The 24,288-nt window shown below is 68.8% G+C and carries 26 protein-coding genes, 6 tRNA genes and 1 riboswitch; of the genes, 23 read left to right on the forward strand and 9 right to left on the reverse strand.

What is annotated here, in order from left to right; translation table 11 throughout:
- Positions 1-2 precede the first annotated feature (2 nt).
- On the reverse strand, positions 3-473 hold the full coding sequence (locus AC1DH3_RS13745; protein ID WP_441418802.1) for a SufE family protein: 471 nt from the start codon (positions 471-473) through the stop codon (positions 3-5).
- Between the two features lie 57 nt (positions 474-530).
- Positions 531-1,448: a sulfurtransferase gene (locus AC1DH3_RS13750; RefSeq protein ID WP_476892702.1), complete on the reverse strand. Its 918-nt coding sequence runs from the start codon at positions 1,446-1,448 to the stop codon at positions 531-533.
- A 216-nt stretch (positions 1,449-1,664) separates the two neighbouring features.
- Here AC1DH3_RS13750 and zapE point away from each other — a divergent pair, with 216 nt between their 5' ends.
- Positions 1,665-2,702, forward strand: coding sequence for a cell division protein ZapE (gene zapE, locus AC1DH3_RS13755; RefSeq protein WP_441418800.1), 1,038 nt, complete (start codon positions 1,665-1,667; stop codon positions 2,700-2,702).
- A 166-nt stretch (positions 2,703-2,868) separates the two neighbouring features.
- Here zapE and AC1DH3_RS13760 read toward each other — a convergent pair whose 3' ends face one another.
- The 6 genes from AC1DH3_RS13760 to AC1DH3_RS13785 form a co-directional block, all read right to left on the reverse strand.
- On the reverse strand, positions 2,869-3,135 hold the full coding sequence (locus AC1DH3_RS13760; RefSeq protein ID WP_175321703.1) for an antitoxin: 267 nt from the start codon (positions 3,133-3,135) through the stop codon (positions 2,869-2,871).
- A 162-nt stretch (positions 3,136-3,297) separates the two neighbouring features.
- Positions 3,298-3,369: transfer RNA gene (locus AC1DH3_RS13765), tRNA-Val, on the reverse strand.
- Positions 3,370-3,419: 50 nt separating this feature from the next.
- Positions 3,420-3,492, reverse strand: a tRNA-Gly gene (locus AC1DH3_RS13770).
- A 56-nt stretch (positions 3,493-3,548) separates the two neighbouring features.
- Positions 3,549-3,623: transfer RNA gene (locus tag AC1DH3_RS13775), tRNA-Val, on the reverse strand.
- A 41-nt stretch (positions 3,624-3,664) separates the two neighbouring features.
- Positions 3,665-3,735: transfer RNA gene (locus AC1DH3_RS13780), tRNA-Cys, on the reverse strand.
- A gap of 46 nt (positions 3,736-3,781) precedes the next feature.
- Positions 3,782-3,854 (reverse strand) — tRNA-Gly (locus AC1DH3_RS13785).
- 552 nt (positions 3,855-4,406) lie between these two features.
- On the opposite strand from AC1DH3_RS13785, the gene AC1DH3_RS13790 reads away from it, so the two are divergent.
- The 14 genes from AC1DH3_RS13790 to hisF all read left to right on the forward strand — a co-directional run bounded on the left by AC1DH3_RS13790 (position 4,407) and on the right by hisF (position 15,593).
- Positions 4,407-4,478: transfer RNA gene (locus AC1DH3_RS13790), tRNA-Val, on the forward strand.
- Positions 4,479-4,565: 87 nt separating this feature from the next.
- Positions 4,566-5,411: a cytochrome gene (locus tag AC1DH3_RS13795; protein WP_476892701.1), complete on the forward strand. Its 846-nt coding sequence runs from the start codon at positions 4,566-4,568 to the stop codon at positions 5,409-5,411.
- 69 nt (positions 5,412-5,480) lie between these two features.
- On the forward strand, positions 5,481-6,056 hold the full coding sequence (gene def, locus AC1DH3_RS13800; protein ID WP_441418798.1) for a peptide deformylase: 576 nt from the start codon (positions 5,481-5,483) through the stop codon (positions 6,054-6,056).
- A complete protein-coding gene (fmt, locus tag AC1DH3_RS13805) occupies positions 6,053-6,973 on the forward strand; it encodes a methionyl-tRNA formyltransferase (protein WP_476909545.1) in 921 nt (306 codons plus the stop codon). The genes def and fmt overlap by 4 nt, the downstream gene beginning before the upstream one ends.
- Complete coding sequence (locus AC1DH3_RS13810; RefSeq protein ID WP_441418796.1) at positions 6,970-8,595, forward strand: RsmB/NOP family class I SAM-dependent RNA methyltransferase; 1,626 nt, start codon at positions 6,970-6,972, stop codon at positions 8,593-8,595. The genes fmt and AC1DH3_RS13810 overlap by 4 nt, the downstream gene beginning before the upstream one ends.
- Positions 8,596-8,656: 61 nt before the next feature.
- Positions 8,657-9,313, forward strand: coding sequence for a ribulose-phosphate 3-epimerase (gene rpe / locus AC1DH3_RS13815; protein ID WP_441418795.1), 657 nt, complete (start codon positions 8,657-8,659; stop codon positions 9,311-9,313).
- A gap of 86 nt (positions 9,314-9,399) precedes the next feature.
- A riboswitch (FMN riboswitch) is annotated at positions 9,400-9,553 on the forward strand.
- Between the two features lie 154 nt (positions 9,554-9,707).
- Positions 9,708-10,865 (forward strand): bifunctional diaminohydroxyphosphoribosylaminopyrimidine deaminase/5-amino-6-(5-phosphoribosylamino)uracil reductase RibD, encoded by a 1,158-nt coding sequence (ribD, locus tag AC1DH3_RS13820; protein ID WP_476909546.1) that lies wholly within the window; start codon positions 9,708-9,710, stop codon positions 10,863-10,865.
- The gene (locus tag AC1DH3_RS13825; protein WP_441418794.1) at positions 10,865-11,521 is read left to right on the forward strand and encodes a riboflavin synthase; all 657 of its coding nucleotides are present in this window, start codon (positions 10,865-10,867) and stop codon (positions 11,519-11,521) included. Before ribD ends, AC1DH3_RS13825 begins: the two co-directional genes overlap by 1 nt.
- Positions 11,518-12,201 (forward strand): 3,4-dihydroxy-2-butanone-4-phosphate synthase, encoded by a 684-nt coding sequence (gene ribB, locus AC1DH3_RS13830; protein ID WP_476892696.1) that lies wholly within the window; start codon positions 11,518-11,520, stop codon positions 12,199-12,201. The genes AC1DH3_RS13825 and ribB overlap by 4 nt, the downstream gene beginning before the upstream one ends.
- Before the next feature lie 21 nt (positions 12,202-12,222).
- On the forward strand, positions 12,223-12,918 hold the full coding sequence (gene ribA, locus AC1DH3_RS13835) for a GTP cyclohydrolase II (RefSeq protein WP_476909547.1): 696 nt from the start codon (positions 12,223-12,225) through the stop codon (positions 12,916-12,918).
- A 60-nt stretch (positions 12,919-12,978) separates the two neighbouring features.
- Positions 12,979-13,464 (forward strand): 6,7-dimethyl-8-ribityllumazine synthase, encoded by a 486-nt coding sequence (gene ribH / locus AC1DH3_RS13840; RefSeq protein WP_441418791.1) that lies wholly within the window; start codon positions 12,979-12,981, stop codon positions 13,462-13,464.
- 81 nt (positions 13,465-13,545) lie between these two features.
- Positions 13,546-13,809 (forward strand): phosphoribosyl-ATP diphosphatase, encoded by a 264-nt coding sequence (locus AC1DH3_RS13845; RefSeq protein ID WP_175321714.1) that lies wholly within the window; start codon positions 13,546-13,548, stop codon positions 13,807-13,809.
- A gap of 99 nt (positions 13,810-13,908) precedes the next feature.
- Positions 13,909-14,751, forward strand: a complete 843-nt coding sequence (gene hisG / locus AC1DH3_RS13850; RefSeq protein WP_476909548.1) for an ATP phosphoribosyltransferase — start codon at positions 13,909-13,911, stop codon at positions 14,749-14,751.
- A 65-nt stretch (positions 14,752-14,816) separates the two neighbouring features.
- Positions 14,817-15,593, forward strand: a complete 777-nt coding sequence (gene hisF, locus AC1DH3_RS13855) for an imidazole glycerol phosphate synthase subunit HisF (RefSeq protein WP_476892694.1) — start codon at positions 14,817-14,819, stop codon at positions 15,591-15,593.
- Between the two features lie 97 nt (positions 15,594-15,690).
- Here the strand turns inward: hisF and AC1DH3_RS13860 are convergent, their stop codons facing one another.
- Complete coding sequence (locus tag AC1DH3_RS13860; RefSeq protein ID WP_175321717.1) at positions 15,691-16,335, reverse strand: TIGR03085 family metal-binding protein; 645 nt, start codon at positions 16,333-16,335, stop codon at positions 15,691-15,693.
- Between the two features lie 144 nt (positions 16,336-16,479).
- Between AC1DH3_RS13860 and hisI the strand changes: the two genes are divergently transcribed.
- From hisI to lgt, 8 genes are all read left to right on the forward strand, one after another.
- On the forward strand, positions 16,480-16,956 hold the full coding sequence (gene hisI / locus AC1DH3_RS13865; protein WP_476909549.1) for a phosphoribosyl-AMP cyclohydrolase: 477 nt from the start codon (positions 16,480-16,482) through the stop codon (positions 16,954-16,956).
- Positions 16,957-17,029: 73 nt separating this feature from the next.
- A complete protein-coding gene (locus AC1DH3_RS13870) occupies positions 17,030-18,598 on the forward strand; it encodes an anthranilate synthase component I (protein WP_476892692.1) in 1,569 nt (522 codons plus the stop codon).
- Positions 18,595-19,221: a Trp biosynthesis-associated membrane protein gene (locus tag AC1DH3_RS13875; RefSeq protein WP_476909550.1), complete on the forward strand. Its 627-nt coding sequence runs from the start codon at positions 18,595-18,597 to the stop codon at positions 19,219-19,221. Before AC1DH3_RS13870 ends, AC1DH3_RS13875 begins: the two co-directional genes overlap by 4 nt.
- Positions 19,222-19,312: 91 nt before the next feature.
- Complete coding sequence (locus AC1DH3_RS13880; RefSeq protein ID WP_441418784.1) at positions 19,313-19,600, forward strand: HGxxPAAW family protein; 288 nt, start codon at positions 19,313-19,315, stop codon at positions 19,598-19,600.
- A 2-nt stretch (positions 19,601-19,602) separates the two neighbouring features.
- Positions 19,603-20,418, forward strand: a complete 816-nt coding sequence (trpC, locus tag AC1DH3_RS13885) for an indole-3-glycerol phosphate synthase TrpC (protein WP_476892690.1) — start codon at positions 19,603-19,605, stop codon at positions 20,416-20,418.
- Positions 20,419-20,510: 92 nt separating this feature from the next.
- On the forward strand, positions 20,511-21,860 hold the full coding sequence (gene trpB, locus AC1DH3_RS13890; protein ID WP_441418782.1) for a tryptophan synthase subunit beta: 1,350 nt from the start codon (positions 20,511-20,513) through the stop codon (positions 21,858-21,860).
- Positions 21,857-22,690, forward strand: a complete 834-nt coding sequence (gene trpA, locus AC1DH3_RS13895; protein ID WP_476909551.1) for a tryptophan synthase subunit alpha — start codon at positions 21,857-21,859, stop codon at positions 22,688-22,690. The genes trpB and trpA overlap by 4 nt, the downstream gene beginning before the upstream one ends.
- A gap of 3 nt (positions 22,691-22,693) precedes the next feature.
- Positions 22,694-24,031 carry a prolipoprotein diacylglyceryl transferase gene (gene lgt / locus AC1DH3_RS13900; RefSeq protein WP_476892688.1) on the forward strand — a complete coding sequence of 446 codons (1,338 nt, stop codon included), beginning with the start codon at positions 22,694-22,696 and terminating at the stop codon, positions 24,029-24,031.
- Positions 24,032-24,288: the final 257 nt, after the last annotated feature.

Consider the following 24,288-nt stretch of genomic DNA (forward strand, 5'->3'; position numbering starts at 1 on the left):
GCTCAGCCCTGCTGCGGCAGGGCGGCGACTTTGCGCTTGATCCGGCCGAGCATCGCCGTCATACCGCGCATCCGCAGGGGAGTGATGGCGCGCGTGAGGCCGAGGAGTTCGGGCATATCGTCCGGGACGGCCAGGATCTCCGCCGGGCTAAGCCCGTCGAGGCCCTCGTGCAGCACGCCGGCGAAACCGCGCGTCGTGGGGGCCTCCGGCGGAGCCTTGAAGAACAAGCGCACGCGCTCCGGTGCGCCGCCGGACTGGCGGTCGACGCCGGGTTCCGTCTCGATCGTCAGGAACAGCGGCGACTGGCATTCCACCACCTGCTCCATCAGCTCCGGGTGGTCCTGGAGGCGCGCCGGAGGATCCGGCAGCTCCCGGGAAAACTCGAGCAGCAGCTGGAGCCGCTCGGCTTCTTCGAGGGCTTGGAAGTCGTCAACAATTTCCGCGAGGGCGGCCGGGAGGGCAGAAGTATTCATCAGTCCCAGCTTACGCACGGGCGGCGATTGTGTCCCGGTCGGATCCGGTGACTGCCCCTAGAATCCGGCCGGAACGGTGCCACGGTCGGTGCCCTTGACGATCGGGACACGCACGGCGTTTCCCCACTCGGTCCAGGACCCGTCGTAGTTGCGGACGGTATCAAAGCCCAGGAGGTACTTCAGCGCGAACCAGGTGTGGCTGGAACGCTCACCGATCCGGCAGTAGGCAACGACGTCGTCCCCTTCCTTGAGCCCGGCCTCGCCCAGGTAGAGGGCCTCGAGTTCGGGGCGGCTGCGGTAGGTGCCGTCCTCCGCTGCGGCGCGGGCCCAGGGGATGGACGCGGCGGTGGGGATGTGGCCGCCGCGCAGGGCGCCCTCTTCCGGGTAAGCCGGCATGTGGGTGCGCTGGCCGGTGTACTCCTCGGCCGAGCGGACGTCGATCAGCGGCTTGCCGAAGTGCGCCAGCACGTCCTCCTTGAAGGCGCGGATCGGGGCGTCGTTGCGCTCGACCACGGGGTAGTCGCCCGTCGCGGGCACTGTCCGGTCCGTGGTGATCGGGCGTCCCTCGGCGATCCACTTGTCGCGGCCGCCGTCGAGCAGCCGGACATCCTCGTGGCCGAAGAGGGTGAAGACCCACAGCGCGTAGGCGGCCCACCAGTTGGACTTGTCGCCGTAGATCACCACGGTGCTGTCCCGGGAGATTCCCTTCGCGGCGGCCAGGGCGGCAAAGGCTTCACCGTCCACGTAGTCGCGGGTGACCTCGTCGTTCAGGTCGGTGTGCCAGTCGATCTTGACCGCGCCGGGGATGTGGCCGGTTTCGTACAGCAGCACGTCCTCGTCCGACTCGACGACCACCAGTTTGCCGCCGTCGAGCGCACCGCCTTCAAGTGCCGCCGCGAGCCACTCGGTGGAAACCAGGCGTTCGGGGTGGGCGTAGGCGCTGAATTTCTCGTTCTGCTCAACCGGGTAGGGCATGAAGTGGGCCTTTCACTGGGGCTTTTGGGAGGCCGGGCCAGGGGTGGTACACGGCGCCGGGTCTGCCTCCACACTAACCACGCCCCGGCGGGATTGCTTCCCGGGCCTACATACGCGGAAATATGGCCTTGGTCACGTCCGTTCCCGCGCCCGGAAGGGAACCCGGCCTTTGCCGGTATTCTTTCTGGGGACACGAGACCAGCAGAACGGACCACCTTGGTACAGATCGAACAGCTCGCCGCCAGAACCCCGGCGGTTTCCGTCGATGAACTCCTCAACGGGTTTTATCCGTCGCCGCGCTTCGGCGGGGTGTCCTTCGCCAGCTACCGGCCGGATCCGGCCCAGCCCAGCCAGGCGCACGCGGTGCATGCCCTGCAAAGCTTTGCCGCCGGTGTCGGTTCCCGGGACGGCGACGGCCTGTTCAAGCGGCTCTTCGGCAAGAAGGACACCTCGCGGGCGGGCATCTACCTCGACGGCGGCTTCGGCGTCGGCAAGACCCACCTGCTGGCCTCGCTCTGGCACGCGGCCCCGGGCCCCAAGGCCTTCGGCACCTTCGTGGAGTACACCAACCTGGTGGGGGCGCTGTCGTTCCGCAAGACCGTGGAGGCGCTCAGCCACTACAAGCTGGTCTGCATCGATGAGTTCGAGCTTGATGATCCGGGTGACACGGTGCTGATGTCCCGGCTGATGCGCGAGCTCGCCGACGCCGGAGTCAAGCTCGCCGCAACGTCCAATACCCTGCCCGGCTCCCTCGGTGACGGCCGCTTCGCCGCCGTCGACTTCCAGCGCGAGATCCAAGTCCTGGCGGACCAGTTCGACGTCGTCCGGATCGACGGCGAGGACTACCGCCACCGCGGCCTGCCGAAGGCGCCAGCGCCGCTGCGCAACGACGAGCTTACGCACCATATGCAGGCGGAGTTCGACGGCCAGACGGTGGCCAAGGATGAATTCAGCACCCTGATCAACCACTTGGCGGGGGTGCACCCGAGCCGCTACCGGCAGCTGATCGACGGGATCGACGGCGTGGTGTGGCGCAACGTCGAGACCATCACCGAACAGGCCGTGGCGCTGCGCTTCGTTGTCCTGGCGGACCGGCTGTACGACAAGGACGTGCCGATCCTGGCCAGCGGCGTGCCGTTCGACCAGCTCTTCACCGAGGAAATGATGACCGGCGGGTACATGAAGAAGTACTTCCGTGCCGTGTCCCGGCTCACCGCCCTCGCCCGTGAGGGCCAGAACCACGAGCCGTCCTAGCCCCGGCCGCGGTAGGAACCCAACTAACTCGCAGTAGTTGTCGTTTTGAGGGCTCAAAACGACAACTACTGCGAGCCAGTTGGGGCTGACCCCGCGTCGGTCGTTAAACGACAAAGGTGCCGGCGCCGCCTCGCGGCGGGACCGGCACCTCGCTGACGTACCTGGGTCAGAGGCCCTGCTGCCGGGGTTCCCCGGCGACTGGTGGCTCACCCGCGACGTGCGGCTCTGCGACGGGGGCCGTTGCCGGCCGGCCGTCCGCGTTGTCCACGAAGTCGGAGGCGCCTCGCTGGGCGGAATCTACTTTGTCGGCGTATTTTCCGCCGGTCTTCGAATCGACGAAATCACCCGCCTTTTCGATGCCGTCCTTGATGGCCTGTTCGTTGCCACCAATCAGATGCTGAGCCTTGCCCTTTAGATCGTCAAGTAAACCCACGGGCACCTCCCTTCAGTCGCGGAGCCAGATCGCTCCTAGCGCTTCCGATCCTAACCGCCGGGTGGGGACGTGCCAAGGGTGTACGCCCAGAGGAGAAAGACTCTGTGCGGGGCCGTGGGAAGGGGAACGAAAAAAGCAGCCCCAAGGGAGCTGCTTTTACGGTGGGCGATACTGGGATCGAACCAGTGACCTCTTCCGTGTCAGGGAAGCGCGCTACCGCTGCGCCAATCGCCCGCAACCGGAAGGATCCGGAGTGGAGTTGTGTGAATCTGGTGAAACGACAGAGCGGACGACGAGATTCGAACTCGCGACATCCACCTTGGCAAGGTGGTGCTCTACCAGCTGAGCTACGTCCGCATTTTTAGTCCATTCCGGCAGGCCGGTGGTACTGGATCAAGCAAGTTGCCTTGCTTTGGTGGGCGATACTGGGATCGAACCAGTGACCTCTTCCGTGTCAGGGAAGCGCGCTACCGCTGCGCCAATCGCCCCTTTCGCATCCAGCCGGAACCGGAAACCAGGGTTTTCACCGAGGTGGGTACGGGATTCGAACCCGTGTATACGGCTTTGCAGGCCGCTGCCTCGCCTCTCGGCCAACCCACCGTGTAGACACAGTTCCGAAGAACCGTTGCCGTGACAGTGTCCTGCGAGCGGACGACGAGATTCGAACTCGCGACATCCACCTTGGCAAGGTGGTGCTCTACCAGCTGAGCTACGTCCGCATTGTTGCCTGCGATTCCCTGCCGTATTCGGCATTTCCTCGCGTTCCAACGAGTAAGAACTCTATAGGAGGTTCAGGGAATCTACAAATCGGGCCGCGTCCGGCACCACCGTACCCCCCTTCTTCCCTGCAATCTAGGGGATTTTGCTAATTACAGGGGTGTAATTCGCCCCCGTTCTCACGTCGCCTGGGCGGGGCGGCGGACATGGTGTCCGACGACGACGGCGGAGGCAGACGCGTTCAGCGAAGGAGCGGTGCCGGGGGAAGGCCTGCGGATCGTTGGGGCGAGCCGGATCCGCCGATTGCCGCAGACGGCCGCTAAGTCGACCCGTATTGCGGCCATCTTCGTCAAGCGGGGCGCGGTCCGGGCCGGCACCGACCTGCCCTCCGCCCCGCCCCACCGAGTCGCCAATCGTGGCCGCCAAACGACCCCGGAAAGCGGCCGTCTTCGTCCAACGGGCGCAGCCAGGCCGGATCGCCGAGGGGGTCCGCCCGGCATCCGGAGCGCCGATTTCTATATTCCGCCGGGGTGGGCTAGCATTCAATGGCACCGGGGCGATTGGCGCAGTGGTAGCGCGCTTCGTTCACACCGAAGAGGTCACTGGTTCGAACCCAGTATCGCCCACCTGGAAAATGGTCCGTTCCGCTCACAGAGCGGGGCGGGCCATTTTGTTTTCCCTAGAGCGTCCGACCCCTGTGAAAGAGTCTTTTTATGACCGCCCCGCTTCTCGCCCACGCCACCGACTACGGCCGGATGTATGCACGTTCCACGTCCGAGCAGTTCTCCGTACCCTCCATCACCACCGTGATCGGCCAGCAGCCCCACGGCCTGGACGGCTGGTTCGGCTACATGGGTGCGAGCAGCCTCGCGGCGGATCCCTCGCTGCCGGCGATCCTGGGGAGCCCGGCCAAGGTGCGGCAGGCGGTAAGCCGGGCGGCGAAGGCAGCCGAAACGCACCGGGACGACGCCGCCAAGCGTGGCGACCGCGTGCACAACTACTGCGAGCAGGTGGCCCTGCGGGCGCTTGGCCGGCCGCACCAGATGAAGGAAACCCGTGAGGCCCTCGCGGCCAACGGCGAGGAAGCCTTCGCCGCGCGCTTCGACGAGTGGTGGGAACTGTTCCAGGTGGAGCCGATAGCCCCGGAGATCACGGTCTGGAACAAGACCGTGGGCTACGCCGGAACCCTTGACCTGGTGGCCAAGATCAATGGCCGCACCTGCCTCATCGACTACAAGACCAAGGGCACCAGCCGGGACGGCACGGTCAAACCGCTCGACGACAAGGTCGTCATGCAGCTGGTGGCCGGCATGAAGGCGGAGGAAAGCCTCGTGGACCCGGTGGCAGGGGAGTGGGAAGCCTGGCAGCACGGCGATTCCCCGATCCTCCTCGCGGTGGCCATCGGCGAGACCGAGGTCCGGCCGCAGCGGGCCAACCCGGAGGTGCTCAAGCATCACTGGTGGAAGTTCTGCGCGCTGCGCCGCGTCTGGGAGATGTCCGCCGACACCTCGGCCGCCGGAGCAGCCCTGCTGCCGATCGCGCCGCCGGTGGCCCGCTGAGCCGGAAACCCGAGGCTGCCACTAAACTGGATGGGATCCCAAGCAGCCCACCGTGAGGACAGATTGCCCATGGCCATTTTGAATATCCGCATCATTGGGGACCCGGTGCTGCGCACAGTTGCCGATCCCGTGACGGAATTCGGGCCTGAGCTGGAAAAGCTCGTTGCCGACATGACCGAAACCATGGAGGACGTGGAGGGCGCCGGCCTGGCCGCACCCCAGGTCGGCATCAGCCAGCGGGTCTTCACCTACCGCATCCGCGGGGTGGAGGGCCACATCATCAACCCGGTGCTGGAGAACAGCGAAGACTTCCAGCCGGACGAGGTGGAAGGCTGCCTCTCCATTCCCGGACTGGGGTTCCCAGTCCGCCGGCGCCGCAGCACCCGCGTCACCGGCGTCGACGTGCACGGCAACCCGGTGGTGCTTGAAGGTGAGGGCATGCTCGCACGGGTCTTCCAGCACGAAACGGACCACCTGGACGGGATCCTCTTCACCGACCGGCTCGAAGGCGAGGACCGCAAAGCGGCCCTGCGCGCCATCCGCAACGCCAACTACGACTCCATCACCGAGCAGACGACGTCGAAGCGCGCCAAGACCGTCGGCTCGAGCTTCGGCGCGGGTTCCTCCTTCGGAACCGGCCAGTGAGGGTCCTCTTCGCGGGAACCCCGGCCGTCGCCGTCCCCTCGCTGGACGCCCTCGTCGCGGCCGGCTTCGACGTCGTCGCCGTCCTGACCCGGCCGGACGCACCGCTGGGCCGCAAACGCGTCCTGACGCCCTCGCCGGTCGCCGCCCGCGCCGCGGAGCTCGGCATCGAGGTCATCCATGCCGCCAAGGTCGATGCGGCAGTGACGGCCAGGATCGAGGCGGCCGCGCCCGACGTTGCCGCAATCGTCGCCTACGGCGGACTCATTCCGCGGGCGGCCCTGGACGTTCCCCGGCACGGCTGGATCAACCTGCACTTTTCGCTCCTGCCGGCCTGGCGCGGGGCTGCGCCTGTTCAGCGGGCACTCATCGCCGGGGACGACATCACCGGCGCCGTGACTTTCCGGCTCGAAGAGGGCCTGGACACCGGACCCGTGTTTGGCACCCTGACCGAGGCGGTGCGGCCCACGGACACCGCGGGGGAGTTGCTGGACCGACTCTCGCACAGCGGCGCCGTGCTGCTGACCCAGACACTCTCCGCCGTCGACGCCGGCAAGGCCACCGCCGTGCCGCAGCAGGGCGACATCAGCCTGGCCCCGAAACTCACCCTCGAGGACGGCCGGCTCGACTGGCAGCAGCCGGCACTCGCGATCGGACGCCGCGCCCGCGGAGTGACGCCGGAACCCGGGGCCTGGACCACGCTGGACGGACAGCGCATCAAGCTCGAACCGGTACTGCTCCGGCCCGGGGCTCCGGCCCTGCGCCCGGGACACCTGGCCCTCGACGGGAAAGCCGTCCTGGTCGGGACCGGCTCGCACCCCGTTGAGCTCACCCGGGTCCAGCCTTCGGGCAAGAAAATGATGACCGCCGCCGACTGGGCGCGCGGACAGGCAACACTGGAAAGCGTGGTCTTCGAATGAGCGAATCCGGATCAAATGGCAGCGGCCGGGCCAGGGGCCCCCAATCCGGCGGACAAGGGTCCGGTGGCCAGGGGTCCGGCGGCCGCGGCGGCCAGGGCCCCCGGGGCGGCGTGAAGCGGAACGCGCAGGGACGCGAACGGAACCGCGGACCGCAGCGCAGCTACACCGAAAACGCCCCCTCCCAGCGCAGCCGTCGAGCCGACCCGGCGCGGCTGGTCGCCTTTGAGGTGCTGCGTGCGGTGGCCGCCGAGGACGCCTACGCGAACCTCGTGCTGCCGGCCCGGATCCGGCATCACGGATTGGACAAGCGCGACGCCGGTTTCGCCACCGAGCTCAGCTACGGCGCCCTCCGCGGCCAGGGCACCTATGATGCGATCCTTGCCCGCTGCGTGGACCGCCCGCTGGACCAGCTGGACCCGGCCATCCTCGACGCCCTGCGGATCGGCGCGCACCAGCTGCTGGCCATGCGGGTCCCGGCGCACGCCGCGCTCGACGAGACCGTCGGCCTGGCCCGCGCCGTGATCGGCGCCGGCCCCTCCGGCCTGATCAACGCCGTGCTCCGCAAGGTCTCCGCGCACACGCTGGACGAGTGGCTGGAGCTGCTGCTTCGCGACGAGCCGGACGAGACGAAGGTGGCGTCGGTCCGCTACGCCCACCCCGAGTGGATCGTGCGCGCCTTCCGGCAGTCCCTGGTGGCGCATGGCCGCCCGGTGACCGAAATCAACGACCTCCTTGAGGCAGACAACGCCGCGCCCGTGGTGAACCTCGTGGCGCTGCCCGGTCTCGGCAGCCTCGACGAAGCCCTCGAAAGCGGCGCCACACCCGGCGAGCTCGTGGAAGGTTCGGCGCTCTCCAGCGGCGGCGACCTTGGCCGGCTCGCCTCGGTGCGGGATGGCAGCACCCGGGTCCAGGACGTCGGCTCGCAGCTGGTGGCGCGCGCCCTGGCCTCCGTGGACCTTGCTGCGGGAACCGGCGCGGGCGGCGCCGAAAGCGCCGTCGGCGGCCCTGGCAGCCAGGCCGGCGGCGAACGCTGGCTTGATCTTTGCGCCGGACCCGGCGGCAAGGCAGCCCTGCTCGGCGCCCTGGCCCGGCAGCACGGCGCCACCCTGCTCGCCAACGAGCCGGCGCCGCACCGCGCGAAACTTGTCCGTCAGGCCCTCGCCGCCGTCCCGCACGAGGTCTGGCATGTCCGCACCGGCGACGGCCGCGAGGTCGGGTCCGAGATGGCGGAAAGCTTCGACCGGGTGCTTGTGGACGTACCCTGTACCGGACTGGGCGCACTGCGCCGCCGCCCGGAATCGCGCTGGCGGCGCACCCCCAAGGACCTTGTCGATCTCGGCCCGCTGCAGCGGGAACTGCTTAAGTCGGCCCTGGATGCGGTCAAGCCCGGTGGTGTGGTGGCCTACGTGACCTGTTCCCCGCACCCGGCCGAGACCACCGCCGTCGTCAGCGACGCGCTGCGCAAGCGCGACGACCTCGAGTTGCTCGACGCCGGCGCGGCCCTCGACGCGGTGAGCCTCACCGGCCACCTCGAGGCCGGCCACGACCTCACTGCCCAGCTCTGGCCGCACCGGCACCGGACGGACGCCATGTTCCTGGCGCTGATCCACAAGAAAGCCTGAGCTTCGGCCATACTGGCACCAGTTACCTGACCTTCCGACCAGCGCAACGACAAGGAAATCCATGGCCCATTGCTGCATCCACCCGAGCATCCTTTCGGCGGACTTCGCGAACCTCCAGTCCGAGCTCCACAAGATCAGGACCGCTGACGCCGTGCACGTGGACGTGATGGACAACCATTTTGTGCCCAATCTCTCGCTCGGGCTTCCGGTGGTCCAGCGGCTGCAGGAAGTCAGCCCGATCCCGTTGGACGCGCACCTCATGATCGAGCACGCCGACCGCTGGGCGCCTGCCTACGCCGACGCCGGGTTGGCTTCCGTGACGTTCCACGCCGAAGCATCCATCGCGCCGGTGAAACTGGCCCGCGAGCTGCGCGCCCGCGGCGCCAAGGCCGGCCTGGCGCTGCGGCCCGGCAGCGGCGTGGAGCCGTTCCTGGACATGCTCGGCGAGCTGGACATGATCCTCATCATGACGGTGGAACCCGGCTTCGGCGGCCAGGAATTCCTGGACCTCACGCTGCCCAAGATCCGCCGGGCCAGGGCGGCAATCGACGCCTCCGGCCTGGATATCAAGATCCAGGTGGACGGCGGAATCACGGAGAAGACCATCTGGCGTGCCGCCGAGGCCGGGGCGGACGTCTTTGTGGCCGGCTCCGCTGTCTACGGCGCAGACGACCCGGCGGATGCGATCGGGCGGTTGCGGGCCGCGGGCAGCCGCTAGCCCGCCGGAACATGACGAACGTTGTACCGTCCGTTCCGCGGGAATAGCCGGGCCGTCCGCCCGGTTGTGTCAGAATAGCTACACACATACGTGCTCCGGGGTCGGTGTAAGTCCGAACCGGCGGTTATAGTCCGCGACCCGCGAGCCGGCACTCTTCCCTTGGGGAAGGATGACGGCGGACGGTTGAACCGGTGGAACTCCGGTACCGACAGTTAAAGTCTGGATGAGAGAAGCACGTACAGCTGTTACTGCGGAGCCCTCACGGCGCCGCGGAATTGCGCTGTCGTATACCCCCGGAGCCATCGCGGTTCTTGAGGGAAGGAACGACAGACATGAACCCCTTGCGATGGCTCTTCGCCGACTCCGCGGTCCTACGGGACCGGGCGGGCGGCAAATGAGCGTTCAGCAGGCGGCCGCCGGGCCGCAGGAACAACCGGACAAGGAAGGCTTCGCCGCCGCCGGCTTCAGCGCCGCCGAGACGGCCGCCATGGATGCCGCCCTCGCCGCCGCGGCGCAGGGCCCGCGGGGTGCGAACCCGCTGGTGGGCGCCGTCATTATCGGGCCCGACGGCACACCCCTCGTGACCGGCCACCACCGCGGCGCCGGCACCCCCCACGCCGAGGCCGACGCGATCTCGCAGGCCGCGGCGGCCGGGCTGGACCTGACCGGCACCACCATGGTGGTCACGCTCGAGCCGTGCAACCACTGCGGCCGCACCGGCCCCTGCGCCCAGGCCATCATCGACGCCGGCGTGGCCGACGTCGTCTACGCCATCGACGACCCGCATGATCCCGCCGCCGGGGGAGCGGCCACCCTGCGCGCCGCCGGTGTCAGGGTCCGGTCGGGCCTGGGCGCCGTCGCAGCCCTCGAGCTCAACCGGCGCTGGTTCGACGCCGTCGCCGCCAAACGGCCCTTCGTCACCTTGCACATCGCCCAGACCCTGGACAGCCGGATCGCGGCCAGCGACGGCACCAGCCAGTGGATCTCCAGCCCCGAGTCGCTCGCCGACAACCACGCGCTGCGGGGCCGGATCGATGCGATCCTGGTCGGCACGCAGACGGTCCTGGTCGACAACCCGCGGCTCACGGCCCGCACCCCCGACGGCGCAGCCGCGGAAAAGCAGCCGCTGCGGGCCGTCATGGGCCTGCGCGGGATTCCCGACGGCGCCGCCGTCAACGGCGGCGACGGCAAGGCGCTGCACCTGCCGACCCGGGACCCCCGCGAGGCCCTGGACCAACTGTTCGACGCCGGCGTCCGGCACCTCATGGTCGAAGGCGGCTCGCGGATCCTGAGCGCTTTCCTCGCCGCGGGCCTCGTCGACGAGCTGATCGTCTATCTGGCCCCGACGCTGCTTGGCTCGGGCACACCGGCCCTGGAGGACCTCGGCATCGGCACCCTCGCCGATGCCCAGCACTGGGACTGGGACCAGGCCTCCGGCGGCGCCGTCCGGATGCTGGGCCGCGACCTGCGGCTGCACCTGCGCCCCGCCACTGACACTTCATCCGATTCCACCCCGCGCAGCGACGCGGACACCGCCGCAGGAGGCTACTGATGTTTACCGGAATTATCGCCGAGCAGGGGAAGGTGCTCTCCGTCGAGCGCGACGGCGAAACCAGCGCCACGCTGCGCCTGCACGCCCCCGGCAGCACCGAGGGACTGGCCCACGGCGGCTCGATTGCCGTCAACGGCGTCTGCCTGACCGCCACGGACATCGACGGCGCGGACTTCAGCGTCGACGTCATGGGCGAGACCCTGGTCCGCAGCACCATCGGCGGGCTGGCAGCCGGGGATCCGGTCAACCTCGAGCGCTGCGTCCAGGCCGGCGGCCGGCTCGACGGCCACGTCGTGCAGGGGCACGTCGACGGCGTCGGCGAACTGCTGGAACGCGAGCCGCTCGGCAACTGGGACCGGCTGCGCTTCGGTGTGCCGGCCGGGCTGGCCCGCTACATCGCGGAGAAGGGCTCGATCGCCGTCGACGGCGTCTCCCTGACCGTTACGGCCGTGAGCCCGGCGCCGGAGCCGGCGCCGTGGTTCGAAGTCGGCCTGATCCCGACGACCCTGGCCGAAACCGGCCTGGGCGCCAAGTCCATCGGCGCCCGCGTGAACCTTGAAGTGGACGTGCTGGCCAAGTACACCGAACGGCTGCTCGCCTTCGCCCCCGCCACGCCCCGCCCGGAGGCTGCGCACCGCCAGGCGGCCGCATCATGAGCCGGCTGCAGGAGAACCGCGGACTCGCCGTGGACGCGCCCGCCGCGCTGGACCCGATCGAAGACGCGATCCGCGCCATGGCCGCCGGCCGGCCGGTGCTGGTGGTCGACAACGAGGACCGCGAAAACGAAGGCGACATCATCTTCGCCGCGCAGCACGCGACCCCGGCGCTGATGGGCTGGACCATCCGCTACAGCTCCGGCGTCATCTGCGTACCGCTGACCAGTGAACGGGCGGACGAACTGGCGTTGCCGCCGATGGTGGCGATCAACCAGGACTCCAAAGGCACCGCGTACACGGTTTCGTGCGACGCGGCGGTGGGCGTGAGCACCGGAATCTCGGCCACCGACCGGGCCCTGACGGCCCGGATCCTGGCCGATCCGACCAGCCAGCCAAATTCGCTGACCCGTCCCGGGCATGTTTTCCCGCTCCGCGCCGTTAAGGGGGGTGTGCGGGAGCGTCCCGGCCACACCGAGGCGGCTGTTGAGCTGTGCCGGCTGGCCGGCCTGGAGCCCGTGGGCGTAATTGCAGAGCTGGTGCACGACGACGGAGAAATGATGCGGCTGGACGGACTTCGCGGTTTCGCGATCGAACATGGCTGCCCGCTGATCTCGATTGCCGACCTGGTGGCTTACCTTGAGGCCGGTAACCCCGGCAGCCACGCAGCGGCATCCGCCTGACACCTGGATTGAGGAGAGACAATGACGACTTCTGAAGCGCAGCCGGCCACCCCGGGACAGCAGCCGCATCCGGTCAGCGGCGGGCCAATCGTCCAGCTGCCCACCGCGTACGGCGACTTCGTGGCGCAGGCCTGGACCGATCTGGACACCGGCGCCGAACACCTCGCCGTCAGCTCCCCGCTGCCGGCCACGGACGGCCAGGCCCCCCTGGTCCGGCTGCACTCCGAATGCCTCACCGGGGACGTGTTTGGGTCCTACCGGTGCGACTGCGGCGAACAGCTGGCCTATGCCCTGGAGATGATCCACGAATTCGGCGGCACGCTGCTCTACCTGCGCGGCCAGGAAGGCCGCGGCATCGGCCTGGCCAACAAGATCAAGGCTTATGCCCTGCAGGAGGCCGGCTTCGACACGGTCGAGGCCAACGAGCAGCTGGGCCTGCCGGTGGACGCCCGCTGCTACAAGGCAGCGGCCCAGATCCTCGCCGAGATGGGCCTGCACGAGATCCGCCTGCTGAGCAACAACCCGGACAAGCAGGACAGGCTGGCCCAGGCCGGCGTCCGGGTGGTCGAGATGGTCCCCACAGAGGTGCCCTCCCGGGAACAGAACCTCCGCTACCTGCAGACCAAGAAGGACCGGATGGACCACCGGCTGGTCCTCGACATGGAGCCCGCCGCGCCCGCCGCCGGACAGCTCGGCTTCGAGCACGAACAGGGCTGAGCCCTCCCGCAGCACCCCCAAGCAAGCACCCCCAGACACCTCCCACAGCAAGGAGCTCCCATGAGCGGCCACGGCGCACCCCAGATTGACCTGACCACCTTCCAGCCCGACGAAACCTCACGGCTGAAACTGGCCATCGTGGCCGCCAGCTGGCACACCAAGATCATGGACGGCCTGCTCGACGGCGCGCTGCGCGCCGCCAAGGACGCCGGCATCACCGAACCGACCGTGCTGCGCGTCCCCGGAACCTTTGAACTGCCGGTCGCGGCAGCCCGGCTGGCGCCGCACTTCGACGCCGTCGTGGCGCTCGGCGTCGTGATCCGGGGCGGCACCCCGCACTTCGAGTACGTCTGCGAAGCCGCCACCCTCGGCCTGACCGAGGTCAGCGTCCGCACCGGCGTGCCGGTCGGCTTCGGCGTGCTGACCTGTGACACCGAGCAGCAGGGCATCGACCGCGCCGGCCTCCCCGGCTCCACCGAGGACAAAGGCCACGAGGCCGTCACCGCCGCGCTGGCCACCGCCGTCACGCTCAAGCAGTACTCCTAAGCTGTGTATTCGCTCACATCCGGGCCGTCATGCAAGGGCCCGGCAGGCGTGCTCCGGCCGTGAACAAGTAGGCTGGAGGGTGTGAAGAATTTCGAGTCGCTGTTCGCAGAACTGAGTGAGAAGGCAGCCACCCGCCCGGAGGGCTCCCGCACCGTCGCCGAACTGGAGTCCGGAATCCACGGCATCGGCAAGAAAGTCGTGGAGGAAGCAGCGGAGGTCTGGATGGCTGCCGAGTACGAATCCGATGAGGCCGCCGCGGAAGAAATTTCGCAGCTGCTCTATCACCTGCAGGTTCTGATGCTCGCCAAAGGACTCAGCCTGGAAGACGTCTACAAGCATCTCTAGCCACGTCGCGCCTTCCCCCGGACCTTTGTCCGGGGGACCGGCGCACCGCGTGGCCCGCTGTGCCTGCACCGATGACTTCCTAACCAGAAAGAACTTCCCATGCTGAGAGTTGCCGTCCCGAACAAGGGATCCCTGTCCGAAGCCGCCTCCGCCATGCTTGCCGAGGCAGGCTACCGCCAGCGCCGCGACAGCCGCGAATTGGTCATGGTGGACCCGGACAACGACATTGAATTCTTCTTCCTCCGCCCCCGTGACATCGCCGTGTACGTCGGCCAAGGCACCCTGGACGTCGGCATCACGGGCCGCGACCTGCTGCTCGACGCCGAGGTTGAAGCCGAAGAGCTGCTGCCGCTGGGCTTTGCGGCCTCCACCTTCCGCTTCGCCGGCCCGGTGGGGGATTTCACCGCCATCGACCAGCTCGAAGGCAAGCGCCTTGCCACCAGCTACGACGGGCTGCTCCGCGGCTACCTCGCCCAGCGCGGCATCAACGCCAAGGTCGTCCGGCTCGACGGCGCCGTCGAATCCTCCGTCCGGCTCGGCGTCGCGGACGCGATCGCCGACGTCGTCGAAACCGGCACCACGCTCAAAGCCGCCGGCATGGAAATCTTCGGCGAGCCGATCCTGAACTCCGAGTCGGTCCTGATCGGCCGCAAGGGCGAGCAGAACCCGGCCACCGAAGTGCTGATCCGCCGCCTCCAGGGTGTGCTCGTGGCCCGGCAGTACGTGCTGATGGACTACGACATCCGCAAGGAACTCGTGGAGCAGGCCGCGGCCTTGACGCCCGGACTGGAATCGCCCACCGTCTCGCCGCTGCGCGACTCGGAGTGGGTGGCCGTCCGCTCGATGGTGCCGAAGAAGGACACCAACCGGATCATGGACGAACTCTATGACCTCGGGGCCCGCGCCATCCTGGTCAGCAGCATCCACGCCTGCCGGATCTAGCGCGGCCCGTCCGTGAAGCCATCATCCGTGAGCCCATCATTTGTGAGCCCAGTTCAGGAGCAGCCATGTCCGTAGCCGTCCGTGTCATCCCGTGCCTGGACGTCGACGCCGGCCGGGTGGTTAAGGGGATCAATTTCGAGGGCCTGCGCGACGCCGGCGACCCGGTGGAGCTCGCGCACCGCTACGACAACGGCGGCGCCGACGAGCTGACCTTCCTGGACGTCACCGCGTCCTCCGGCAACCGCGAAACCACCTTCGACGTCGTCCGGCGCACCGCGGAGGAAGTCTTCATCCCGCTGACCGTAGGCGGCGGCGTCCGCGGCGTGGCCGAGGTGGACAAGTTGCTGCGCTACGGGGCGGACAAGGCGGCCATCAACACCGCGGCCGTGGCCCGGCCCGGGGTGATCGACGAGATTACCCGGCACTTCGGCTCGCAGGTGCTGGTGCTTTCCCTCGACGCGCGGCGCACCCGTCCCGGCTCGCAGCCGACACCGTCCGGGTTCGAGGTCACCACGCACGGCGGCCGCCAGGGCACCGGCATCGATGCCCTGGCCTGGGCCCGCGAGGCCGCCGACCGCGGCGCCGGCGAGATCCTGCTCAACTCGATCGACGCCGACGGCACCAAGGACGGCTTCGACCTGGAACTGATCCGCCTGGCCCGCGCCAGCGTGAAGGTGCCGTTGATCGCCTCGGGCGGCGCCGGCAGGCCCGAGCACTTCCCGCCGGCCGTAGCTGCGGGCGCGGACGCCGTGCTCGCTGCCTCGGTGTTCCACTTCGGGCCGCTCGACATGATCGCCCAGGTCAAAGCCGCCATCCGCGAGGCAGGCTTCGAAGTCCGCTAACCCCCAGCCTGATAAAGCAACGCGGGGTCACATTGCGCCCATCCCGAAGGGGGAAATGGGCGCGATGTGACCCCGCGTTGCTTGGTTAAGCGCGAGCTTAGAGTCCGACTTCGGCGGACTGCAGCAGCGCGACGGCGTCCGGCTGGCCCTCGAAGGTCACCAGCGCGTGCCGGGTCCGGCCATGCGCGTGCATCAGGAGCTCACCCGGTTCGCCCACGATCGCGACCGAGACGGGGGCCCGCTTGGCAACATGCCGCGGCCCGGATGGGCGCACCAGCACGATGCCGAGGTCCACGCCGCGGTACAGGATGGCGGCGCGCTTGATCAGTTCATCCCAGAGTGCGTCCGAGTAAGCCTCGTCCAGGGCCCGGGGCGCCCAGCGGTCCACCGCCCGGCGGACATCCTCCGTGTGCACGAAGTACTCGATCAGGTTGGAGCTTTCGTCCAGGGCCTTGATCCGCATGGGGGATAGGGCGGGCGGCCCGGCGCGGAAGGTGTTGACCAGCTTCGCGTAGGCTTCCGGGGTCCGGACCGTGGCGGCGAGCTCGGCCGTGGCCTCATCCGAGGCCTTGGACAGCCGTTTGATCAGGAGCCCCAGGCCAACACGGGCTTTGCGCTCCCGCAGGTAGAGGTGGGCTGCAAGATCACGGGTTTGCCAGCCCTTGCAGAGCGTGGGGGAGTCAGGACCGGCCGCCAGCAGGGTTTCGGCCAGAACTTCTCGGGACGGTTCGACGAAATGCATCACTTGTGAAACTAGCACGAGAGGCGCGCCTCTGGGCACAGGAAGCGCCGTGGTTTCGGCCGCAACGCGCTTTCGGCGGCGATGTTAAGCGCGGTGCCCGCAACGCCGGGCAGCGGCGGGCGCGGAGGCACTAGACTTGAGCTGATGTCTGAGCAGCCCGCCCCCGCCCCCGTCCCGGTCGACGACCAGCTAAACGCCCCGGAAAATTCCGTCCCGGTTTCCGCCGCGCCGGGTTCTGCCGTCCCCGATTCGGCGCACGACGCCGGCCCGCTCCCCGCGGGTCTCGCGGCGTCTCTCAAGCGGGACAGCGCCGGCCTGGTGGCCGCGATCGTCCAGCAGTTCGACACCAGCGAGGTGCTCATGCTGGGCTGGATGGACGACGAGGCGCTGCACCGCACGATGACCAGCGGGCGGGTCACCTTCTACTCCCGCTCCCGGCAGGAGTACTGGCGCAAGGGCGACACTTCCGGCCACGTGCAGTGGGTCAAGTCGCTCGCTCTGGACTGCGACGGCGACGCCCTGCTGGTCCGGGTCGACCAGGTCGGCGCCGCCTGCCACACCGGGACCCGGACCTGCTTCGACGGACGGGCGCTGGACGCCGTCGTCGGCCAGGCCGACTGACCGGCGCACCGCGGCGCAGGCCGCGGGCACCTCGCAAGCTTTAGACCAAGAGAACAGGCGGAAAAACGCAGCCATGCAGGACCTTGGAATCATCAGCCCCAGCCTGGACGAGTTCCGGGAACTCGCCGGCCACAGCCGTGTCATCCCCGTCCGGCTCAAGGTGCTGGCTGACGCCGAAACGCCGATCGGGCTGTACCGCAAGCTCGCCCAGGGCCAGCCCGGGACGTTCCTGCTGGAGTCCGCCGCAGTGGGCGGCGCCTGGTCCCGTTACTCCTTCATCGGCGCGCGGTCCCGTGCCACGCTGACCACCAAGGACGGGCAGGCGCACTGGCTCGGCGAGCCGCCCGTCGGCGTGCCGCTGGACGGCAGCCCGGTCGATGCCATCCGGGACACCGTCCGTGCCCTGCACACCGAACGTTTCGAAGGACTGCCGCCCTTTACCTCCGGCCTCGTCGGCTTCCTCGGCTGGGAAACCGTCCGGCACTGGGAAAAGCTCACCAGCCCGCCGGAAGACGACCTGCAGCTTCCGGAAATGGCGCTGAACCTCGTGACGGACATGGCCGTGCACGACAACATGGACGGCACGGTGCTGCTGATCGCCAACGCGATCAATTTCGACAACAGCTCCGAACGCGTCGACGAGGCCTGGCACGACGCCGTCGCCCGGGTGAAGGACCTGCTGGCAAAGATCAGCACCCCGACGGAGCAGCCCGTCTCCGTACTCCAGCCCGCAGCCCTGGACTTCGCCTCGAGCGTGCAGGAGCGCTGGGATGAAAACGATTACCTGGCCGCCCTGGACCGTGGCAAGGAAGCGATCGTCGACGGCGAAGTGTTCCAGGTGGTGATTTCGCGCCGCTTCGAAATGGAGTGCGGAGCCGATCCGCTGGACGTCTACCGGGTCCTGCGCAACACCAACCCCAGCCCGTACATGTACATCTTCAGCCTCGAGGACGCCGCCGGCCGCCAGTACTCGATCGTGGGCTCCTCCCCGGAGGCCCTCGTGACAGTCACCGGGGAGGAAGTCATCACGCACCCGATCGCCGGGTCCCGGCCGCGTGGCAAGACGGTTGAAGCGGACAAGGCCTTCGCCGAGGAGCTGCTCGCGGACCAGAAGGAACGCGCCGAACACCTCATGCTGGTGGACCTGTCCCGCAACGACCTCTCCAAGGTCTGCGTGGCCGGAACCGTGGACGTCACGCAGTTCATGGAGGTGGAGCGGTTCAGCCACATCATGCACCTGGTGTCCACTGTGGTGGGCAGGCTCGCCCCGACCGCGACGGCCTACGACGTGCTGAAGGCCACCTTCCCGGCCGGCACCCTGTCCGGAGCGCCCAAACCCCGTGCGCTGCGGCTCCTGGACGAGCTGGAGCCGCACCGCCGCGGCATCTACGGCGGTGTGGTGGGCTACCTCGACTTCGCCGGCGACATGGACATGGCGATCGCCATCCGTTCCGCCCTGCTCCGCGAAGGCCGCGCCTACGTGCAGGCCGGCGGCGGGATCGTGGCCGATTCAGTCAACGCCACCGAGGCGATCGAAACCATCAACAAGGCCGCCGCCCCGATGCGGGCCGTCCACACGGCCCAGTCGCTGCGCAACATCACGGCCGACACCGTGCCCAGTGCCGGGACGGAGCAGCCATGACCGGCCCCGCCATGGTCAAGAGCACCAGCCCGGCCGTCCCGCGCTGGGCCCGGAAATCCACCCTGGTGCTGGTGATTGCCGCACTTGCGCTGGCGGTCTTCGGCACCACCACGCAGACCTGGCTGACCGTGCAGCTGGACCCCAGCCAGCTGGGTCAGGGCGTTAGCAGCCAGAACGGCCTGCAGGTCCAGGGCAGCAAGGCCGCCACCACGGTGACGGCCCTCGCCCTCGTCGCCCTCGCGGGAGGCCTCGCCGCCTCCATTGCCGGGCGCATCGCCCGCTGGGTCATCACGGCAATCATCCTGCTCGCCGCCGCAGGGATCGTTGCCGCGGCGGCAACCGTGCTGGCCGACCCGCTGGCCGCGGCGCAGGGTTCCATCGCCGCCGCCACCGGCATCAGCGGCAGCAACGTCCAGGTGGCCCTCACCGCATTCCCCGTCCTCGCCGTCGTCGCCGGGTCGCTGCTGGGCCTCGGCGCCCTCGCCATCGTCCCTGCCGGACGGTACTGGAAGAGCCGCACGAAGTACGACGCCGCCGCCAGCGCAGGCGCTTCGGACCCCGCGCAGCCGGCCGATGAGATCGACAGCTGGGACCGGCTCTCCCGCGGCGACGACCCCACCTGAGCCCGCACCCCGCAGCGCGGCCGGTAACGCGGCAAACACCACTGTCAATAAATGGCAGAATGTAAGCAGTATTGATCCTGAGGAGATTTCCATGAGCAAAGCCCCTGTTTCCGCATCCCAGCCCGCTGCCGGCACCGGCATCTACGACGGCGTCGACCACAGCGAGCCGACCGGCCACGGCAACAGCCCGGCGGCCTGGACCACCGTGATCATCATGCTGGTCGGCGCCCTCATCGCGGCCATCGCGTTCGTCATCGCCAACACCCCGATCTTCGTCGCCGGTGCGGTCGTCATGCTGATCGGCCTCGTGGTGGGCTTCGTGATGCGCAAAGCCGGTTATGGCGTCGGCGGCAGCAAGCTGAAGAACTCCGGCCACTAAGAGTGACTGTTCTCGATGACATCAATGCCGGTGTCAGGGAGGATATGGAGGCCCGCCAGCGCCTCGTCACGCTCGCCGAGCTGAAGGAGCGTGCCGCGGCGGCCGCCCCGGCGCGTGACGCCTGGGCCGCCCTGGGCGGGCCCTCGGACCGGACCCAGCTCAAGGTGATTGCCGAGATCAAGCGGCGCAGCCCCTCCAAGGGCGATCTCGCGAGCATTGCGGACCCGGCCTCGCTCGCCGTGCAGTACGCCGACGGCGGCGCCGCCGTGATCAGCGTCCTCACCGAACAGCGGCGCTTCAACGGCTCCCTCGCCGACCTGGACGCCGTCCGGGCGGCCGTGGACATCCCGTTGCTGCGCAAGGACTTCATGGTCGACGAGTACCAGATCTGGGAGGCCCGTGCCCACGGAGCCGACCTGATCCTGCTGATCGTCGCCGCGCTGACCGATGCGCAGCTGGGCGAGTACAGTGCGCTCAGCCGTGAGCTGGGCATGAACGTGCTCGTGGAGACCCACACGCCCGGCGAAGTTGAACGAGCCGTTGCCGCGGGCGCGAGAATCATCGGAGTCAACGTCCGCAATCTCAAGACGCTCGACGTCGACCGCTCCGTCTTTGCGGATCTCGCCGCCGGCATCCCCGCCGGCGCGCTCGTGGTCGGCGAATCCGGTGTCCGCGGCGTGGATGACGTCCGGCACTACGCGGCAAACGGCGCCAATGCGGTCCTGGTGGGCGAGGCGCTGGTCAGCCATGCGACCCCGCGCGAGCGGATCGCCGAATTCATGGCCGCCGGCGCCGAAGAAATCGCCGCACGCTCCTGACCCGCGGTCCGGCCCGGCCCCCGGCCGGACCCCGCGGTGCTTCCGTGCGGCACCGAAGATCTAGTTAGCAGTGGAACAGGATGGTGAGACTGATGGTCGATGCGCCAACAGCCGGCTCAGATGAAAGCCCCGTGGATGCGTTCCTGGAGGGCAAGCGCCCGGACGAGGACGGACCGCAGGGTGCACCCTCCCTGCGCCACGCCCCCGGACCCTACTTCGGCTCGTACGGCGGCCGCTGGATGCCCGAATCCCTCATCGCCGCCCTGGACGAACTCGAGGATACCTTCGAGAAGGCCAAGGCTGATCCGGAGTTCACCGCCCAGATCGCGGAGCTGAACAAGAACTACTCCGGCCGTCCCTCGCTGCTCACCGAAGCCAAGCGCTTCGCCGAGCACGCCGGGGGAGTCCGCATCTTCCTCAAGCGCGAGGACCTGAACCACACCGGCTCGCACAAGATCAACAACGTGCTGGGCCAGGCGCTGTTGGCCAAGCGGATGGGCAAGACCCGTGTGATCGCCGAGACCGGAGCCGGCCAGCACGGCGTGGCCAGTGCCACCGCCGCCGCCCTGCTGGGCCTGGAGTGCGTGGTCTACATGGGCGCCGAGGACTGCCGCCGGCAGGCCCTCAACGTGGCCCGGATGGAGCTGCTCGGGGCCACCGTCATCCCGGTGACCAACGGATCGCAGACGCTCAAGGACGCCATCAACGAGGCCCTCCGCGACTGGGTCGCGAACGTGGACAATACGCACTACCTGCTCGGAACCGCGGCCGGGGCGCACCCGTTCCCGGCCATGGTCCGGTACTTCCACGAGGTCATCGGCGAGGAGGCCCGCGCCCAGATCCTGGAACAGACCGGCCGGCTGCCGGACGCCGTCTGCGCCTGCATCGGCGGCGGCTCCAACGCCATCGGCATCTTCCACGGCTTCCTGGATGACCCCTCGGTGAAGATCTACGGCTTCGAAGCCGGCGGCGAAGGCGTCGAAACGGGTCGCCACGCGGCCACCATCACGCTGGGCAAGCCCGGCGTGCTGCATGGCGCCCGGTCCTACCTCATGCAGGACGACGACGGCCAGACCATCGAGTCGCACTCCATCTCGGCTGGCCTGGACTACCCGGGCGTCGGACCCGAGCACTCCTACCTCGCCGACATCGGCCGGGTCAGCTACGAGCCCATCACGGACAGCGAAGCCATGGAGGCCTTCCGGCTGCTTTGCCGGACCGAGGGCATCATCCCGGCCATCGAGTCCGCGCACGCCCTGGCCGGCGCGATCAAGATCGGCCAGCGGCTCGCCGCGGAGGCTGGCGATGCGTCAGAAAAGATCGTCCTCGTGAATCTCTCCGGCCGCGGCGACAAGGACGTGGCCACCGCCGCGGAATGGTTCGACCTGCTGGACAAGGATTCACCCGAACACGAGATCGCCCAGGAGGGGGAGCAGCTGTGAGCACCGCCGAAAACAGCGCAGAAGGCAAGCAGCAGCCCGCCAGCAAGTCCGCGGCGGCCATCGAACGCGCCCGGGCCCAGGGCCGTGCCGCCCTCATCGGCTACCTGCCCGCTGGCTACCCGAGCGTCGAGGACACCATCGCCGCGGGCATCGCCCTGGCCGAAAACGGCGCCGACCTGATCGAAATCGGCATCCCGTATTCGGATCCGGTGATGGACGGCCAGGTCATCCAGGCCGCCACCACGGAGGCCCTCGCCAAGGGCTTCCACGTCGGCCAGGTGTTCGACGTCGTGCGCGGCATCACGAGCAAGACCGACGCGGCCGTCCTGGTCATGACCTACTGGAACCCCGTGGTCCGGATGGGCGTGGACGAGTTCTCCCGCCGCCTGGCGGACGCCGGGGGAGCCGGGCTGATCACGCCGGACCTGATCCCGGACGAGGCGGCGGAATGGATGGCCGCCTCGGACAGGTACGGCCTGGACCGGGTGTTCCTCGTGGCGCCGTCCTCCTCGCCGGAACGGATGAAGCGCACGGTCGACGCAAGCCGCGGCTTCGTCTACGCCGTCTCCATCATGGGCGTCACCGGCGCCCGCACCTCGGTCAGCTCCGCTGCCAAGGACGTCGTCGCCGCAGCGCGCGCGGCGGGCGCCGAGCGCGTCTGCGTCGGCCTGGGCGTCTCCAACGCGGGCCACGTCCGCGAAATCGCCGCCTACGCGGACGGAGTAATCGTCGGCACGGCCCTCGTCGCGGCGATCGGTGAGGGCGGCGTCGATGCTGTAGCGTCCTTGACGAAAGAGCTCAGCACCGGCCTCACCAAGGAAGAAGCGTAAGCAATGCAGTCAGTCCTCCACGCGGCAGCGATGGTTCCCGCGAGCATTCCGAGCCCGGACTGGTCCGGCTTCGATATCCCGCTGCCCTGGGGGTCCCTGCGCATCCACGCCTACGCGCTGTGCATCCTGGCCGGCATCATCGCCGGCCTCTGGCTGACGTCGGTGCGCTGGGCGCGCCGCGGTGCGCCCGAGGGCAGCGTCTGGGACATTGCCATCTGGGCGATCCCCTTCGGCATCATCGGCGGCCGGCTCTATCACGTGGTGTCCTCGCCGGACGCCTATTTCGGCCCGGGCTTCGACGGCACCGGCGACCTGTCCCTGATCCCGCAGATCCAGCGCGGCGGACTCGGCATCTGGGGTGCCGTGGTGCTGGGTGCCGTCGGCGCCTGGATCGGCTGCCGCCGGGCCGGAGTCAAGCTCAGCGCCTTCGTTGACGCCGCGGCGCCCGGCCTGCTGCTCGCCCAGGCGATCGGCCGCTGGGGCAACTACTTCAACCAGGAGCTCTTCGGCGGCCCGACCACCCTGCCGTGGGGCCTCCAGGTCGACGCCGACAGCCCCAACTTCCCGGCCGGGATGCCCGCCGACACGCTGTTCCACCCGACCTTCCTCTACGAATCCGTGTGGAACCTCGTCGGAGTGGCGCTGCTGCTCGCGTTGGACCGCAAGTTCGCGTTCCGCCGCGGCCGGCTGTTCTGGCTCTACGCCATCTACTACACGCTGGGCCGCGTCTGGATCGAGGCCATGCGGATCGACGACGCCGAACAGATCAACCTCTTCGGCATCACCACCCGGCTCAATGTCTGGACCAGCATCTTCGTCCTGCTCGCCGCCCTGGTGGTCTTCATCGTCCTCGGACTGCGCAAGCGCGACGTGCCGGACACCCCGTACCTGCCGGGACGCGAGCCCGAGTCCGCGGCGCTTGCCGGGGACGCCGAGGACGAGACGGCCGGCGTCGAGACGACAGACCACGAGACGACAGACCACGAGACGACAGGCCACGAGAGGGACGCCGCCGACGAAGAAGCCGACAAGACGGCTGACGACGACACCGCCGACGCCGCCGTCGGGCCCGAGCCGGCGGCGGAACCCGGCGAACCCCGGGAGCCGGCGACGGTCCCGGCCGACCGCGGAACCATCCGCCATTCGGACTCTGCTGTCTCAGATACTGAATCGCGTGATAATCTCCGGGAGAACCAGAGCGGTCCGGACCGCGCCTCAGCCTCAGCTGCGGCGGCCGGAGAATCCACCGGCGGCACCATGCCCGCCACCGGAGAACCGGCAACCGGAGTATCCGGCCGCCGGGCCACCGGGACCGCACCGGACGCTGACAGCACCAAGTAACTCAGCTCCGGCAATCGGGCTGCAGGGCGATCGCCGGCTGGGTCCGAGTCCACAGCGTCGTGGCGACAGGGTTTGTACGATTGAGCAGGCAGCAGACAGCTGCGCGCTATGCAAACCCAGGTCGGCGGCCCGCGTAACTGTTCGTACAGCAAGCGGCGCTGGCCTACAATTCGAGTAGGAAAATCACGTTGTTGTGCCCGTCACACCGGCGCACCGATTCGGGCCAATGTTGTCCCTCCCATACGCACGATCAGGAG

It is taken from the genome of Arthrobacter sp. 05L428 (assembly GCF_056397665.1).

Bases quoted from the DNA above. Each gene is read 5' to 3' on its own strand.
- hisG (WP_476909548.1), top strand. From the start codon at position 13,909: ATGCTGAGAGTTGCCGTCCCGAACAAGGGATCCCTGTCCGAAGCCGCC.
- ribD (WP_476909546.1), top strand. From the start codon at position 9,708: ATGAGCGTTCAGCAGGCGGCCGCCGGGCCGCAGGAACAACCGGACAAG.
- ribA (WP_476909547.1), top strand. From the start codon at position 12,223: ATGACGACTTCTGAAGCGCAGCCGGCCACCCCGGGACAGCAGCCGCAT.
- hisI (WP_476909549.1), top strand. From the start codon at position 16,480: ATGTCTGAGCAGCCCGCCCCCGCCCCCGTCCCGGTCGACGACCAGCTA.
- rpe (WP_441418795.1), top strand. From the start codon at position 8,657: ATGGCCCATTGCTGCATCCACCCGAGCATCCTTTCGGCGGACTTCGCG.
- AC1DH3_RS13825 (WP_441418794.1), top strand. From the start codon at position 10,865: ATGTTTACCGGAATTATCGCCGAGCAGGGGAAGGTGCTCTCCGTCGAG.
- AC1DH3_RS13750 (WP_476892702.1), bottom strand. From the start codon at position 1,448: ATGCCCTACCCGGTTGAGCAGAACGAGAAATTCAGCGCCTACGCCCAC.
- AC1DH3_RS13860 (WP_175321717.1), bottom strand. From the start codon at position 16,335: ATGCATTTCGTCGAACCGTCCCGAGAAGTTCTGGCCGAAACCCTGCTG.
- lgt (WP_476892688.1), top strand. From the start codon at position 22,694: ATGCAGTCAGTCCTCCACGCGGCAGCGATGGTTCCCGCGAGCATTCCG.
- trpB (WP_441418782.1), top strand. From the start codon at position 20,511: ATGGTCGATGCGCCAACAGCCGGCTCAGATGAAAGCCCCGTGGATGCG.
- AC1DH3_RS13810 (WP_441418796.1), top strand. From the start codon at position 6,970: ATGAGCGAATCCGGATCAAATGGCAGCGGCCGGGCCAGGGGCCCCCAA.
- hisF (WP_476892694.1), top strand. From the start codon at position 14,817: ATGTCCGTAGCCGTCCGTGTCATCCCGTGCCTGGACGTCGACGCCGGC.
- AC1DH3_RS13870 (WP_476892692.1), top strand. From the start codon at position 17,030: ATGCAGGACCTTGGAATCATCAGCCCCAGCCTGGACGAGTTCCGGGAA.
- AC1DH3_RS13745 (WP_441418802.1), bottom strand. From the start codon at position 473: ATGAATACTTCTGCCCTCCCGGCCGCCCTCGCGGAAATTGTTGACGAC.
- AC1DH3_RS13880 (WP_441418784.1), top strand. From the start codon at position 19,313: ATGAGCAAAGCCCCTGTTTCCGCATCCCAGCCCGCTGCCGGCACCGGC.
- def (WP_441418798.1), top strand. From the start codon at position 5,481: ATGGCCATTTTGAATATCCGCATCATTGGGGACCCGGTGCTGCGCACA.
- AC1DH3_RS13875 (WP_476909550.1), top strand. From the start codon at position 18,595: ATGACCGGCCCCGCCATGGTCAAGAGCACCAGCCCGGCCGTCCCGCGC.
- AC1DH3_RS13795 (WP_476892701.1), top strand. From the start codon at position 4,566: ATGACCGCCCCGCTTCTCGCCCACGCCACCGACTACGGCCGGATGTAT.
- ribH (WP_441418791.1), top strand. From the start codon at position 12,979: ATGAGCGGCCACGGCGCACCCCAGATTGACCTGACCACCTTCCAGCCC.
- ribB (WP_476892696.1), top strand. From the start codon at position 11,518: ATGAGCCGGCTGCAGGAGAACCGCGGACTCGCCGTGGACGCGCCCGCC.